Source organism: Streptomyces inhibens (assembly GCF_003389455.1).
GTDB lineage: Bacteria > Actinomycetota > Actinomycetes > Streptomycetales > Streptomycetaceae > Streptomyces > Streptomyces inhibens.
The window spans coordinates 1-15080 of record NZ_QUAC01000010.1 but is presented as its reverse complement, the minus strand read 5'-3'; the positions used below and the strand labels follow the sequence as shown (position 1 = coordinate 15080).

The 15080-nt window shown below is 70.8% G+C and carries 11 protein-coding genes; 8 read left to right on the top strand and 3 right to left on the bottom strand.

Translation table 11 applies throughout. The features are described 5' to 3' along the window. Positions 1 to 101: 101 nt before the first annotated feature. A complete protein-coding gene (locus DY245_RS01185) occupies positions 102 to 665 on the bottom strand; it encodes a GNAT family N-acetyltransferase (protein ID WP_128502478.1) in 564 nt (187 codons plus the stop codon). A 714-nt stretch (positions 666 to 1379) separates the two neighbouring features. Between DY245_RS01185 and DY245_RS01175 the strand changes: the two genes are divergently transcribed. The 4 genes from DY245_RS01175 to DY245_RS01160 all read left to right on the top strand — a co-directional run bounded on the left by DY245_RS01175 (position 1380) and on the right by DY245_RS01160 (position 6177). Continuing rightward, on the top strand, positions 1380 to 3935 hold the full coding sequence (locus tag DY245_RS01175; protein WP_128502476.1) for a sensor histidine kinase: 2556 nt from the start codon (positions 1380 to 1382) through the stop codon (positions 3933 to 3935). 165 nt (positions 3936 to 4100) lie between these two features. After that, on the top strand, positions 4101 to 4784 hold the full coding sequence (locus DY245_RS01170; RefSeq protein WP_128502474.1) for a response regulator: 684 nt from the start codon (positions 4101 to 4103) through the stop codon (positions 4782 to 4784). 118 nt (positions 4785 to 4902) lie between these two features. Further along, a complete protein-coding gene (locus DY245_RS01165; protein ID WP_128502473.1) occupies positions 4903 to 5301 on the top strand; it encodes an OB-fold nucleic acid binding domain-containing protein in 399 nt (132 codons plus the stop codon). A 3-nt stretch (positions 5302 to 5304) separates the two neighbouring features. Then, the gene (locus DY245_RS01160) at positions 5305 to 6177 is read left to right on the top strand and encodes a DUF3159 domain-containing protein (protein ID WP_128502471.1); all 873 of its coding nucleotides are present in this window, start codon (positions 5305 to 5307) and stop codon (positions 6175 to 6177) included. Positions 6178 to 6282: 105 nt separating this feature from the next. Here the strand turns inward: DY245_RS01160 and DY245_RS01155 are convergent, their stop codons facing one another. Then, complete coding sequence (locus DY245_RS01155; protein ID WP_128502469.1) at positions 6283 to 6954, bottom strand: potassium channel family protein; 672 nt, start codon at positions 6952 to 6954, stop codon at positions 6283 to 6285. Then, positions 6951 to 7619 carry a potassium channel family protein gene (locus DY245_RS01150; RefSeq protein WP_128502468.1) on the bottom strand — a complete coding sequence of 223 codons (669 nt, stop codon included), beginning with the start codon at positions 7617 to 7619 and terminating at the stop codon, positions 6951 to 6953. Before DY245_RS01150 ends, DY245_RS01155 begins: the two co-directional genes overlap by 4 nt. A 329-nt stretch (positions 7620 to 7948) precedes the next feature. Here DY245_RS01150 and DY245_RS01145 point away from each other — a divergent pair, with 329 nt between their 5' ends. From DY245_RS01145 to DY245_RS47430, 4 genes are all read left to right on the top strand, one after another. After that, positions 7949 to 9943, top strand: coding sequence for an NAD-binding protein (locus DY245_RS01145; protein ID WP_128502480.1), 1995 nt, complete (start codon positions 7949 to 7951; stop codon positions 9941 to 9943). 247 nt (positions 9944 to 10190) lie between these two features. Then, on the top strand, positions 10191 to 12242 hold the full coding sequence (locus tag DY245_RS01140) for an APC family permease (RefSeq protein WP_128502467.1): 2052 nt from the start codon (positions 10191 to 10193) through the stop codon (positions 12240 to 12242). A gap of 201 nt (positions 12243 to 12443) precedes the next feature. Next, the gene (locus tag DY245_RS01135) at positions 12444 to 13772 is read left to right on the top strand and encodes a class I SAM-dependent RNA methyltransferase (protein WP_128502466.1); all 1329 of its coding nucleotides are present in this window, start codon (positions 12444 to 12446) and stop codon (positions 13770 to 13772) included. Between the two features lie 402 nt (positions 13773 to 14174). Continuing rightward, positions 14175 to 14300: a hypothetical protein gene (locus DY245_RS47430; RefSeq protein ID WP_280524938.1), complete on the top strand. Its 126-nt coding sequence runs from the start codon at positions 14175 to 14177 to the stop codon at positions 14298 to 14300. Positions 14301 to 15080: the final 780 nt, after the last annotated feature.

Genomic DNA, 15080 nt, shown 5'->3' with positions numbered 1-15080 from the left:
GGGGTGGGGGAGGGGCGGGGAGGGGCCCGCCATCCGCATGTCGTACGGGTCCTGGGGCGCGGTGGCTCGGTCGTCGGCGCGGCGCCGCACGTCACCACACGTCACCACACGTCGCCGTCGCGCCAGTCGCAGGTGAGGTCGGTGTCGAGGTCGAGGGGGCTGGACGGGGTCGGGAGGACATAGATGCAGCCGTCCTCGTCGGGGGTGCGCCGGATGCCGTCCGGGGTGAGGGTCCAGGAGCGGCCGCGCCACAGCTGCCAGCCGCGGGCCGCGTAGAAGGCCGCGGCCTCGTCGGCGGCGCCGAGCGCGCCGAGGTCGTAGGCGCTGTGTACCACCCGCTCCAGGGCGGCCATCAGGGCCGCGCCATGGCCGCGGCCGCGCCGGTCTGCGCGGACCCCGACGCCCTCCACGTATCCGCAGCGCAGTGCCCGGCCGCCCTGCAGCAGGCGGCGCTGGACCACGGAGGCATGTCCGATCAGTTCGCCGTCCTCGTGGACCAGGGCGTGCAGGCCGCCGAGGGCGTGCTCCCAGTCTTCCGCGGTCATGTCGTCGAAGACGTCGTAGAGGAGGGTGCGGGCCGCCTTGAGGGTGGCGGTGTCCAGGTCGGCGGTGTGGGCGATCCGTACGTCGGTCGTGCGGGGCGTCGTCAGAGGTGCCTCGGTCATGGGGGCATCGTCGCAGTCGGCTCGTGGCCGGGCGAGGGCATTTTTCCGGCCATGGTGCGCACTGATCACGGCGCCGTCAGTGATGCGTCAGCGATGCGTCAGTGAGGGCGGGTTGGGCTGGTGTGCCGGGGGTCCGCCCGGTGTGATGGAGGCATGACCGGGCGATTCGCGCCGCCGACCCCGGCCGCCACACGGCGGCGCGTGGTGTGCGCCGTCCGGTCGGGCCGGCCGGTTGGCCGGCTGCCAAGGCGGGCGCCGCGTACCTCTTCGCGCGGCGCCCGCCCGCAGGCGTCCGGATCCGTATCACGCGGATCCGTATCACCTGGATCGGTGTCACCTGGGTCGGTATCACCCGGAGCCGTATCACCAGGATCCCTAGCTGCCCGGATCCGCATGTACCCGGATCCCCATCTACCCGTACGAGTGGTGTCCGGGGCGCGACCACTCCGCCCGACGGCCCTCACCCTGCTCGGCGCCACGCGGCTCGCACCCGGCTCACGTCGCCCAAGAGCCCGCGCCCGGTCCGTGAACCCCGCCGCCCTGCCGCCCCCGCCCCCCACCGCTCCCTGCCCCGCCGCCCCCGTGCCCCGTATCAGAGTCGCGTCAAGACCGGGCCCGAAGTCGCCAACTGCGCCTTTTGTCCACTTGTCAGGTCGGTAGGGTCGCAGCAGGTTCAGCCCGGTGGGGGCGGCCTTCACGTAAGACAATGGGGCCATGGCACGCGGCAAGCTACGGATCTATCTCGGCGCGGCACCGGGCGTCGGTAAGACGTACTCGATGCTGTCCGAGGCGCACCGGCGCGTGGAGCGGGGTACGGACGCCGTGGTGGCGTTCGTCGAGCACCACGGAAGGCCCCGCACCGAGGTCATGCTGCACGGTCTGGAGCAGATTCAGCGCCGGGAGCTGGAGTACCGCGGCACGGTTTTCACCGAAATGGACGTGGACGCGGTCCTGGAACGCAAGCCGGCCGTGGCGCTGGTCGACGAACTGGCGCACACCAACGTGCCCGGATCGCGCAACGGCAAGCGCTGGCAGGACATCGAGGAGCTGCTGGAAGCCGGGATCGATGTGATCTCGACGGTGAACATCCAGCATCTGGAGTCGCTCGGTGATGTCGTCGACTCGATAACGGGTGTGCGGCAGCGCGAGACCGTGCCCGACGAGATCGTCCGGCGTGCCGATCAGATCGAGCTCGTCGACATGTCGCCACAGGCGATCCGTCGTCGCATGGCGCACGGGAACATCTACCAGCCGGACAAGGTGGACGCCGCCCTGTCCAACTACTTCCGGCCGGGCAACCTCACGGCGCTGCGCGAGCTGGCGCTGCTCTGGGTCGCCGACCGGGTCGACGAGTATCTGCAGGAGTACCGGGCGGAGCATTCGATCCGCTCCACCTGGCAGGCCCGTGAGCGCATCGTCGTCGGACTGACCGGCGGGCCGGAGGGGCGTACGCTGATCCGCCGCGCGGCCCGGATGGCGGCCAAGGGGTCGGGCAGCGAGGTGCTCGCCGTCTACATAGCCCGCAGCGACGGGCTGACCTCGGCCTCGCCCAAGGAACTCGCCGTCCAGCGGACGCTGGTGGAGGACCTGGGCGGTACGTTCCACCACGTCATCGGCGATGACATACCGAGCGCGTTGCTGGAGTTCGCGCGTGGTGTGAACGCCACCCAGATCGTGCTGGGCTCCAGTCGCCGCAAGGCCTGGCAGTACATCTTCGGGCCGGGTGTGGGCGCGACCGTGGCCCGCGATTCCGGGCCCGATCTCGATGTGCACATCGTCACCCACGAAGAGGTCGCCAAGGGCCGGGGGCTGCCGGTGGCGCGCGGTGCGCGGCTGGGGCGGGCCCGGATCATCGCCGGCTGGCTCGTCGGCGTCGTCGGCCCCGCGCTGCTGTCCCTGCTGCTGACCAGCATCGCCAACGGGCCCGGCCTGGCCAACGACGTGCTGCTCTTCCTCTTCCTGACCGTCGCCGCGGCGCTGCTCGGCGGGCAGCTGCCGGCGCTGGCGTCGGCCGCCGTCGGCTCACTGCTGCTGAACTTCTACTTCACGCCGCCCACCCACACCCTCACGGTCAGCGACCCCAAGAACATCGTTGCCATCGTGATCTTCTTCGCGGTGGCCGTGGCGGTCGCCTCGGTGGTGGACCTCGCCGCCCGCCGCACCCAACAGGCCGCCAGGCTGCGCGCAGAGTCGGAGATCCTGTCCTTCCTGGCGGGCAGCGTGCTGCGCGGCGAGACGACCCTGGACGCCCTGCTGGAGCGGGTGCGGGAGACCTTCGGCATGGACGCGGTGGCGCTGCTGGAGCGCACCAGCGACGTCGATCCGTGGACCTGCGCGGGCCGTGCGGGCGGCACCGAGGCCGGCAAGCCGCTGCTGCGGCCCGAGGACGCGGATGTCGACATGCCGGTGGGTGACCACATGGCGCTGGCGCTGACCGGCCGGGTGCTGCCCGCGGAGGACCGCCGGGTGCTGGCCGCGTTCGCCGCCCAGGCCGCCGTCGTACTGGACCGGCAGCGGCTGGTGGGCGAGGCGGAGCGGGCCCGGGAGCTGGCCGAGGGCAACCGCATCAGGACGGCGCTGCTGGCCGCGGTCAGCCACGACCTGCGGACCCCGCTGGCGAGCATCAAGGCCTCGGTCACCTCGCTGCGTTCCGATGACGTCGCCTGGTCCGAGGAGGACGAGGCGGAGCTGCTGGCCGGTATCGAGGCGGGCGCGGACCGGCTGGACCACCTGGTCGGCAATCTCCTGGACATGTCCCGGCTGCAGACCGGCACGGTCACCCCGCTGATCCGCGAGATCGATCTCGACGAGGTGGTGCCGATGGCGCTGGGCGGTGTGCCGGAGGGCAGTGTCACTCTCGACATTCCTGAGGAGCTGCCGATCGTCGCCGTCGACCCGGGGCTGCTGGAACGTTCCGTCGCCAATCTCGTCGAGAACGCCGTGAAGTACAGCCCCGACGGCGAGTCGGTGCTGGTCGCCGCCAGCGCGCTGGGCGACCGGGTGGAGCTGCGGATCGCCGACCGCGGCCCGGGCGTGCCGGACAGCGCCAAGGACCGTATCTTCGAGCCCTTCCAGCGCTACGGTGACGCTCCGCGCGGCGCCGGCGTGGGCCTGGGCCTGGCCGTGGCGCGCGGTTTCGCGGAGGCGATGGGCGGCACGCTCGCCGCCGAGGACACCCCCGGGGGTGGGATGACGATGGTCCTCACCCTCCGGGCCGCGCCCGGCCGGCCGCCGGTCAGGCCCGACCTTCCCGCCCAGGCCACGACATGAGCGAGCGGAGCGAGCGAATCATCGAACGGCGCGCGCCTCGCGACTGCGAGGCCGAGCGAAGCGAGGTTTCGGCATGAGCAGGGCCGCACGGACCACACTCACCACACGCCCCGCGGGCCCGGCCCGCCGGGACACGACAGACCTTGACCAAAGGGGAGAACGCCAGTGAACCGGGTGCTTGTGGTCGATGACGAGCCGCAGATCGTCCGCGCCCTCGTGATCAACCTGAAGGCGCGCAAGTACGAGGTCGATGCCGCCCCCGACGGGGCCACCGCCCTCAAACTCGCCGCCGCCCGCCACCCCGACGTGATCGTGCTTGACCTCGGCCTGCCCGATATGGACGGCGTCGAGGTGATCAAGGGGCTGCGGGGCTGGACGCGGGTGCCGATCCTGGTGCTCTCCGCGCGTCAGACCTCCGACGAGAAGGTGGAGGCGCTGGACGCGGGCGCGGACGACTACGTCACCAAGCCGTTCGGCATGGACGAGCTGCTGGCCCGGCTGCGGGCGGCGGTGCGCAGGGCCGAGCCGACCGGGCCGGCCGAAGACGAGGTGATCGTGGAGACCGAGGGCTTCACCGTCGACCTCGCCGCGAAGAAGGTGAACCGCGGCGGCCGGGACATCCGGCTGACCCCCACCGAGTGGCATCTGCTGGAGGTCCTGGTCCGCAACGCGGGCCGGCTGGTCAGCCAGAAGCAGCTGCTCCAGGAGGTCTGGGGGCCCTCGTACGGGACCGAGACCAACTATCTGCGGGTGTACATGGCCCAGCTCCGCCGCAAGCTGGAGAGCGATCCTTCGCACCCGAAGCACTTCATCACCGAGCCGGGGATGGGGTACCGGTTCGAGCAGTGAGGCGGTGGGGGCGGCCGGGGGTCCCGGGAGCCGGCCCCCGGGGAATATGGCGGGCGCCGCGTACACAGTCCGTGTGCAGGCCGTGATTCCGGGACCCGGCCACCGGTACGCTGGGGTTATGAGTGCTGGGACCCGATCCGAGAAGCCGGCCGGTCGCTTCCGCCGGATGCTCGACAGGCTGTCCTCCTCCGAGGAGGAATTGCAGTCCGCCGAGTTGCAGCAGGATGCGCAGGACGCGGGGTGCACCCGTATCTGCGACTGCGACGACCGCCAGATAGTCAAGGTCACCGGCACCCTGCGGCATGTCACGCTGCGGCCGCGCGCCGGTGTGCCCGCGCTCGAGGCGGAGCTGTTCGACGGCTCCGCGGCGCTCGACGTGGTGTGGCTCGGCCGCCGCTCCATCGTCGGGATAGAGCCGGGCCGTAAGCTCATCGCCTCGGGCCGGGTCTCCTTGAGCCATGGACGCCGGGTGCTCTTCAATCCGAAGTACGAACTCCGACCGCTCGGACAGGAGTAGCCGGTGACGTCTCACGACCGACCGACCACTGACGCGGATGCCGACGCTTCCGCACCCCCCTCGCCCGGCCCCGGCACGGACGGGGGCGCCGACGGCAGACAGGTGACCGAGGCGGCGCTGTTCGAGGCGTTCGGCGGCGTACGCGGCATGGTGGAGACCGTTCTCCCCGGCCTGCTGTTCGTCACGATCTTCACGATCAACAAGGACCTGCACATCTCGGCGATCGCCGCGCTGGCCGTTTCGCTGGTGCTGGCGGCCGTCCGCCTGGTCCGCAAGGACACCGTCAAGCACGCCTTCAGCGGCGTCTTCGGGGTGGCCTTCGGCGTGGTCTTCGCGATGATGACCGGCAACGCCAAGGACTTCTACCTGCCGGGCATGCTCTACACCCTCGGGCTGGCCGTCGCCTACATCGTCACCACGCTCGCGGGCGTCCCGCTGATCGGGCTGATCCTGGGCCCGGTGTTCAAGGAGAACCTCTCCTGGCGCACCCGCAACCCGGGACGGAAGAAGGCGTACGCCAAGGCCAGCTGGGCCTGGGGGCTGATCCTGCTCGCCAAGTGCGCGATCCTCTTCCCGCTGTACTGGTGGGCGGACACCACTCAGCTCGGCTGGGTGCTGATCGCACTGAAGATCCCGCCGTTCCTGCTCGCCGTCTATCTCACCTGGGTCTTCCTGGCGAAGGCGCCGGCGCCGATCGATGTCTTCGCGGAGATGGAGGCGAAGGAGAAGGCCGAGCAGGAGGCCGAGGAGCGGCGCCGCGGCGAGCGCGAGGTCCTGGACCGGGTCGCCGACGATGTGTACGGGGAGATCGCGACGCAGACCGCCACGGAGGCGTCCGCCCCCGAGCGTCCGCGGGGGGCGCGCCACCGCCGCTGACCGACACAGGGCGGCACGCGTCTCTACGGGCGGCATCCATCCGCATACGCCGGGGCCCGGGAACCAAGCGGTTCCCGGGCCCCGGCGTATGTGCGGTACGAGCGGCTACGTCTCCTCGCGCCGCACCGACAGCAGGTCCTCCAGCTGCTCCTCACGCGACTGGGCCGCGACGAACAGCAGCTCGTCGCCCGCTTCCAGCGCGTCCTCCTTGTTGGGCGTGAGCACCCGCGTGCCGCGGATGATCGTGACCAGGGAGGTGTCCTCGGGCCAGTCCACATCGCCGACCCGGGTGCCGGCCAGCGCGGCCTCGGGCGGCAGCGTCAGCTCGACGAGGTTGGCGTCGCCGTGGCTGAAGCGCAGCAGCCGGACCAGGTCGCCGACGCTCACCGCCTCCTCGACCAGGGCCGACATCAGACGCGGTGTGGAGACCGCGACATCGACGCCCCAGGCCTCGTTGAAGAGCCACTCGTTCTTCGGGTTGTTGACCCGGGCGACCACCCGCGGCACGCCGTACTCGGTCTTGGCGAGCAGCGAGACGACGAGGTTGACCTTGTCGTCGCCGGTCGCCGCGATGACGACGTTGCAGCGCTGCAGCGCCGCCTCGTCGAGCGAGGTGATCTCACAGGCGTCGGCCAGCAGCCACTCCGCCAGCGGCACCCGCTCGACCGAGATGGCGGTCGGCGCCTTGTCGATGAGCAGGATCTCGTGACCATTTTCCAGGAGCTCGCCCGCGATGGAACGGCCCACCGCGCCTGCGCCCGCAATCGCGACCCTCATGCGTGCGCCTCCTCAGGACCCGTGGCGAATGCCGCTTCGACCTTCTCGACCTCGTCGGCGCGCATCATCACATGCACCAGGTCGCCTTCCTGCAGCACCGTCTGCGAGGTGGGCAGCATCGCCTCGCCCAGCCGGGTGAGGAAGGCGACGCGTACGCCGGTCTCCTCCTGCAGCGTGCTGATCTTGTGGCCGACCCAGGACGGGGCGGTGTGCACCTCGGCGAGCTGGACGGCGCCGCTCGGGTCCCGCCACAGCGGCTCGGCGCCCGACGGCAGCAGCCGGCGCAGCATCTGGTCGGCCGTCCAGCGGACGGTGGCGACGGTGGGGATGCCCAGGCGCTGGTAGACCTCGGCACGGCGCGGGTCGTAGATACGGGCCGCGACATTCTCGACACCGAACATCTCGCGGGCCACCCGGGCGGCGATGATGTTGGAGTTGTCACCGCTGGAGACGGCCGCGAAGGCGCCCGCCTCCTCGATGCCGGCCTCGCGCAGGGTGTCCTGGTCGAAGCCGACGCCGGTCACCCGGCGGCCGCCGAAGGTCGAGCCCAGGCGACGGAACGCGGTCGGGTCCTGGTCGACCACCGCGATGGTGTGCCCCTGGCTCTCCAGGGTCTGTGCAAGTGCGGAGCCCACGCGCCCGCACCCCATGATGACGATGTGCATGCTGATTACCCCGTGCCCTGTACTAGCGCGCTGACCTGCACAAACACCCTGCTCACTACTTTCTTCTCCAAGTACCGGCGACACGAAGCTACGGCTCGCGATACGGACCGGGTGCGTCAACGGGAGCGCTGGGCGCACCGTGGTCCGGTACAACCGTAGCCGTAATGCCGCTCCTGGTAGGGGGCGCGGTGGGGCGCGGTCGGGAGCGGACCGGTCCGGCGGCGCGGCATCGTCTCGCACCGGGCTGCGCCCTGCCGCGCCCGTAAGGCACGCTACGAGGTGTGCCCAACCTGCCTCTCCAGCCCCAACAGGGCTCTCTCACCCCGCACATGGTGGTTGCCGGCGACGATGCGCTCGCGCACCGGCTCGCCGCCGAGCTCCGGGACGTCTACGGCGAACGGGTGACGCTCATCGTGCCCTCCGCCTTAGAGCCGCATCGCCCCCGTATTCCGCCGCCGGCCCGCGCGCTGGGCCGGGCCACCGCGCTGCTGGGCCGGATGTCGGCGGCGATGGCGCGGACCTCGCCGCTGCCGTCGGAGCGGACCTCTCCGCTGCCACCGGAGGCGCCCGGTGACGGCGAGGGGCCACCGGAGGCGACCCTTCGGATCCTGGAGGCGGCGCAGCCGGACGATGCGGCGCTGATCGAGGCGGGCATCGCCGAGGCGGGCGCGCTGGCGCTGGTCCATGACGACGACGAGCTCAATATCCACGCCGCGCTGCGCGCCCGCCGCCTCAACCCCCGGCTGCGCCTGGTGATCCGGCTCTACAACCGCAAACTCGGCCAGCATCTGGAGGAGTTGCTCGACCAGGCCGCGGCGGTCGCCGGCCGGGGCGCCGAGCCGGCCGGAGAGCACACGGACGCGGTGAGCGACGACGCCTCCACGACTGTGCTGTCCGACGCCGACACCGTGGCCCCCGCGCTCGCGGCCACCGCGGTCGCCGGCACCAGCAAGGTCATCGAGGCGGACGGGCTGCTGCTGCGGGCCGTGGAGCGTGCGCCGGTGCCACCCGGCCGGCCGGGCGAGCCCGGGCTGTGCACCCTCGCGCTGCTCTCCGCCTCCGCCAACGACCCTGCGGACGCGCCGAGTTCGGGGGCCGGCGACGAGGGGCCGGTACTGCTGCCGGACGACGCCGCGGCCGAGGCCGCCACCGGCTGCGGCACCGTCGTCCTGGAGACCGTCTCCTATACGGGGCGGACGGCGCGCCCCCGCGGGCTGCGCGGCCGGGGCGCACCGCTGGCCTCACTGTTCTCCCGCCGGCTGCGCTGGTCGCTGGCCGGTGTCGTCGGCGCGGTGCTGGCGCTGGCCGTCGCCTCCTGGCTCACCACCGGTGAGAAGCCGTTGCACGCCGCGTACCTCTCGCTGCTGGACCTCTTCGCGATCAACGATCCGGCGATCGGTGCGCCGCTGCCCCGCAAGATCTTGCAGTTGCTTTCCGGGCTGACCGGTCTGTTGCTGCTGCCGGTGCTGGTCGCGGCGGCGTTCGAGGGGCTCGGTACGTTCCGCAGCGCCTCCGCGCTACGGCGTCCGCCGCGCGGGCTGTCGGGGCATGTGGTGCTGCTCGGCCTCGGCAAGGTCGGCACCCGGGTCCTGGCCCGGCTGCACGAGATGGGCATCCCCGTGGTGTGTATCGAGGGGGACCCGGAGGCACGGGGGATCGCGCTGGCCCGCCGGCTGCGGGTGCCGACCGTCCTGGGGGACGTCACACAAGAAGGTGTCCTGGAAGCCGCGATGATCGAGCGGGCGGCCGCGCTGCTCGCCCTGACCAGCGAGGACACCACGAATCTGGAGGCCGCCCTCTACGCCCGCTCGGTCACCCCGCGGCTGCGGGTGACCCTGCGGCTGTTCGACGACCGGTTCGCCACCGCCGTCTACCGCACCCTGCGCGCCGCGCATCCCGGGGCGCTCACCCGCAGTCGCAGCACCTCCTTTCTGTCCGCGCCCGCCTTCGCCGGCGCGATGATGGGGCGCCAGATCCTGGGGGCCATTCCGGTCGAGCGCCGGGTGTTGCTGGTCGCCAGGGTCGAGGTACGCGGCCATGCCGCGCTGGAGGGCCGTACGGTCGCCGAGGTGCTGCGCCCGGGGCGGCTGCGGGTGCTGGCGGTCGACACCTCCGCGCCCGACGCCCCCGAGCCGGAGGCCGTGGCCGCCGCGGCGCCGGCGGATGCGGAGCGCGCGCCGGCGCACCTGGTGCACGAGCTGGGTGACGGCTATGTCCTGCGGCCACAGGACCGGGTGCTGCTGGTCGCGACGCGGCAGGGGCTGGGCGATCTGCACTCCCGGCGTGCGCGGGCCGTCGCCGGGGCCGCGGTCCGGCGGGACTGATCGCCTCACCGTGACGCGTTCGTCGCGCCCTGTGACGTACGTCCGCGCGCACGGCACACACCCGGTCGTCCCGTGACGAACACCACGAAGCGCGCCCGCGGCGGCCGTGGCGTGCGCGCGACGTGCGGATCCTGTGGAGGTGCCGGGGCCCGAAGCGCCTCCGAGCAGGACAGGTGCGCTTCGGCCGTGCGCACCCGCGCGGGTGGCGGGTGGGCGCGGACCTTGACGAAGGCTTAGCATCCTCTGCGTGTCCAAACTGACCGACGTGCCCAAACGGATCTTGATCGGGCGCGCACTGCGCAGCGACAAGCTGGGGGAGACTCTCCTTCCCAAGCGCATCGCACTCCCCGTCTTCGCCTCCGACCCGCTCTCCTCCGTGGCCTATGCGCCGGGCGAGGTGCTGCTCGTCCTGTCCGTCGCGGGTGTGTCTGCGTACCACTTCAGCCCGTGGATCGCGGTCGCGGTCGTGGTGCTGATGTTCACCGTCGTCGCGTCGTACCGGCAGAACGTGCACGCCTACCCGAGCGGCGGCGGCGACTACGAGGTCGCGACCACCAACCTCGGTCCCAAGGCCGGTCTCACCGTCGCCAGCGCCCTGCTCGTCGACTATGTACTGACCGTCGCGGTCTCGATCTCCTCCGGAATCGAGAACCTGGGCTCCGCGATCCCGTTCGTCGTCGAACACAAGACGCTCTGCGCGATCGTCGTCATTGTTCTCCTGACCCTGATGAACCTGCGCGGGGTCAAGGAGTCGGGCAAGCTCTTCGCGATCCCGACCTATGTCTTCGTGGCCGGCGTCTTCATCATGATCATCTGGGGCATCATCCGCGCCGTGGTCATGGGCGACACGATGAAGGCCCCCACCGCCGACTACACCATCCACGCCGAACAGGGCGGCCTGGCCGGCTTCGCGCTCATCTTCCTGCTGCTGCGCGCCTTCTCCTCCGGCTGTGCGGCGCTCACCGGCGTCGAGGCGATCTCCAACGGCGTGCCCGCCTTCCGCAAGCCGAAGTCCAAGAATGCCGCGACCACCCTCGCCCTCATGGGCGGGCTGGCCGTCACCATGTTCTGCGGCATCATCGGCCTGGCCATGGCCACCCACGTCAGGATGGCGGAGACCCCCGCCAAGGACCTGCTCGACCACGGCAAGCCGCTCGGCGCCGGCTACACCCAGGACCCCGTCATCTCGCAGGTCGCCTCCGCGGTCTTCGGCAACGGCTCGTTCCTGTTCGTGGTCCTCGCCGCCGCCACCGCCCTGGTCCTCTTCCTCGCCGCCAACACCGCCTACAACGGCTTCCCGCTGCTCGGCTCGATCCTCGCCCAGGACCGCTACCTGCCGCGCCAGCTGCACACCCGCGGCGACCGGCTCGCGTTCTCCAACGGCATCGTCCTGCTGGCCGGCGCCGCCGCGATCCTCGTCTACCTCTACGGCGCGGACTCCACCCGGCTCATCCAGCTCTACATCGTCGGCGTCTTCGTCTCCTTCACGCTCAGCCAGACCGGCATGGTCCGCCACTGGAACCGCCATCTGCTGACCGAGAAGGACCCGGCCAAGCGCAACCGGATGCACCGCTCGCGCGCCATCAACGCCTTCGGCGCCTTCTTCACCGGCCTCGTCCTCGTCGTCGTCCTCCTCACCAAGTTCACCCACGGCGCCTGGGTGGCTCTCCTCGGCATGGTCATCTTCTTCGTGACCATGTCCGCGATCCGCCGCCACTACGACCGGGTCGCCGACGAGATCGCCGCCGAGGACACCCCCGACGACGACGTCGTACGCCCCTCCCGGGTGCACTCCCTGGTCCTGGTCTCCAAGGTGCACAAGCCCACCCTGCGGGCCCTCAACTACGCCAAGCTGATGCGCTCCGACACCCTGGAAGCGGTCAGCGTCGATGTGGACCAGGCCGACACCAAGGCCCTGAAGGAGGAGTGGGAGCGCCGCGGCATAGAGGTGCCGCTGAAGGTCCTGGCCTCCCCCTACCGCGAGATCACCCGGCCGATCATCGACTACGTCAAGTCGCTGCGCCGGGAGAGCCCGCGCGACGCCGTCTCCGTCTACATCCCCGAATACGTCGTCGGCCACTGGTACGAGCACCTGCTCCACAACCAGTCCGCGCTGCGCCTCAAGGGACGCCTCCTCTTCACCCCAGGCGTCATGGTCACCTCCGTGCCCTGGCAGCTGGACTCCTCCGAGGCCGCCAAGCTCCGCGCCCGCAAGCGCGCCGAGTGGAGCGCCCCGGGTGCGGTGCGCCGCGGGCCGGTCACCCAGCCGAAGAAGGAGAAGGCGGCGACCAAGAAGTAGGGGCGCCAAGCGGGGCCGCCGGGGAGTAGCGGCGGCCGCCGCGGGGCGAGGCGGCCGGGGAGGGAGGACGGCCGCGAGGCACTACGTACGCGTACGGGTACGGGGTACAGGGCCGGGGCACGACACGGCGGGACGTAGAATGGACGGCTGGCGTCCCGCCGCACCACCCCGGCACCACCCCACCTCAGGAGCCCTCCCGCCATGCAGGCAGAACCCAAGAAGTCGCTGGTCGGCGAGGAGTACGAGGTCGAGGTCGGCCCGGTCGCGCACGGCGGTCACTGCATCGCCCGCACCGACGAGGGCCAGGTCCTCTTCGTACGCCATGCCCTGCCCGGCGAGCGCGTGATCGCCCGCGTCACCGACGGCGAGGAGGGCGCCCGCTTCCTGCGCACCGACGCCGTGGAGATCCTCACGGCCTCCAAGGACCGCGTCGAGGCCCCCTGCCCCTTCTCCGGCCCCGGCCGCTGCGGCGGCTGCGACTGGCAGCACGCCGCCCCCGGCGCCCAGCGCCGTCTGAAGGCCTCGGTCATCGCCGAGCAGCTGGAGCGGCTGGCCGGACTGTCGCCCGAAGACGCCCACTGGGACGGCACCGTCGAGCCCGCCCCCGGCGACAAGGTCGCCAAGGGCGAGGTACCGGCCTGGCGCACCCGCGTCCAGTACGCCGTCGACGCCGACGGCCGCGCGGGCCTGCGCAAGCACCGCTCCCACGACGTCGAGCCGGTCGATCACTGCATGATCGCCGCCCCCGGCGTCTCCGAACTGGGCATCGAGCAGCGCGAGTGGCCGCAGATCGCCACCGTCGAGGCGATCGCCGCCACCGGCTCCAACGACCGCCAGGTCATCCTCACCCCGCGCCCCGGCGGCCGCCTCCCCATCGTCGAACTCGACAAGCCCGTCTCCGTACTCCGCGTTGACGAGAAGGACGGCGGCGTCCACCGCGTCCACGGCCGCCCCTTCGTCCGCGAACGCGCCGCCGGCCGCACCTGGCGGGTCGGCAACGGCGGCTTCTGGCAGATCCACCCGAAGGCCGCCGAACTCCTCGTCGAGGCCGTCATGCAGGGCCTGATGCCCAAGAAGGGCGACATGGCCCTCGACCTCTACTGCGGCGTCGGCCTGTTCGCCGGCGCCCTCGCCGAACGCGTCGGCGACAAGGGCGCGGTCCTCGGCATCGAATCCGGCAAGCGCGCCGCCGAGGACGCCCGCCACAACCTCCAGGACCTGGACCGCGTACGCATCGAACACGGCAAGGTCGAGGCGATCCTCCCCCGCACCGGCATCACCGACGTCGACCTCATCGTCCTCGACCCGCCCCGAGCCGGCGCCGGCAAAAAGACCGTCGAACGCCTCGCCGCCCTCACCCCCCGCCGCCTCGCCTACGTCGCCTGCGACCCGGCCGCCCTCGCCCGCGACCTCAAGTACTTCGCGGAGGCGGGGTATGTGCCGCGCCGGATGCGGGCGTTCGATCTGTTTCCGATGACGCATCATGTGGAGTGCGTTGTGGTGCTGGAGAAGGCAGCTAAGGGCGCCTGACCTGCGAGTTTTCCCGTGCGCGTTATGTGTGGTGTGGGCGTTACGGGCGATATCTTGACGCTGAGATGACGCTTGTGACGCTCATTTGACGCTCGTTCTGATGGTCCGATGGTTCGTCCCGTCGCTGATCGTGCAGGTCACGCGCGGCGGATGGTCCGGTTCCCGGGGTCCGGGTTCGCGGAAACCCGGCAGAGCGCCGCCAGCAGCCGTCGCCGTGGTGAGCGCGCCGCAAGCCGTGGTTCGGTGTAGTTCCGCGGTCGGTTGGGTGCACGGAGCAACCCTCGGCGCCTGGATTCCTGGCACTCCGGTGCCAGGCACCAGGCGCCAGGCGCTGGCATCTCCGGTATTGGAGGTGTGGTGCATGGGCTGGGGAGCCCGCTGGTCCTATGAGGAACGGCTCTTGTGGCGTCTCAGACGGTGCCCTCGTCTGCCTGTTCCAGCTCTTCCGACGGGGCCGCCGAGATCGTCGAGGCGCTGTTGGTCGCCGCCGCAACGGTGGCGCTCGGCGCACCTCCTGGACAGCGGTGAAACCGTCAGCGGAGTGGGAGGACAGCACCAACGCCTCAATGCGTCCATCACGGTCCCCCCTCGCAGGCGACCTACCACTGCGAGTGTGCTGACCCGGAACAGATCAATACGCCTGCCGTGTGGGTGCCCTGGTGACCAGGTGGTCCGGCGACCTAGCGGTCCGAGATAGCTCGAACCACCGCAGACGTGCCCCCAAGTGGTGCCGCACCCATAGGATCGTGTAAGTTCTTCGAGTTGCCACGGAGCCGACAGGCCCCACGGGCAGCCATCCCGCCGCTTCAGCGGCACACCACTACTGCACGGCCCCTCACCGGGAAAAATTTCGGCATGCCGGAATTCGGACCGCGACGTGATTATGCGTCAACGAGGAATTCCGCTAAAGTAGTGATCACGCCGAAAGGCGCGGCAGATCGAATAGCCGCACCACGGCGGAACCCCCTCCGACGGGGAATCGGAAAAGAATTCGGACCGGAAACGGAACGAAATCGGATCTGATACAGTCGGAAAGGCCGAAAAGCGAAAGCCGAACGGCCAACCCCGCTCCAACAGGGGGCCGGAGACGGAAACGGATCTGGTAAGGTTGGAATCGCGAAGAAGCCGAAAGGCCGAATCGCACCGGCGAAAATCGGAGCCGCAAGGATCTGATAGAGTCGGAAACGCAAGACCGAAGGGAAGCGCCCGGAGAGCCTGCTGAAACAGGCACAAAGGAAGCGTCCGTTCCTTGAGAACTCAACAGCGTGCCAAAAGTCAACGCCAGATATGTTGATACCCCGTCCAGCC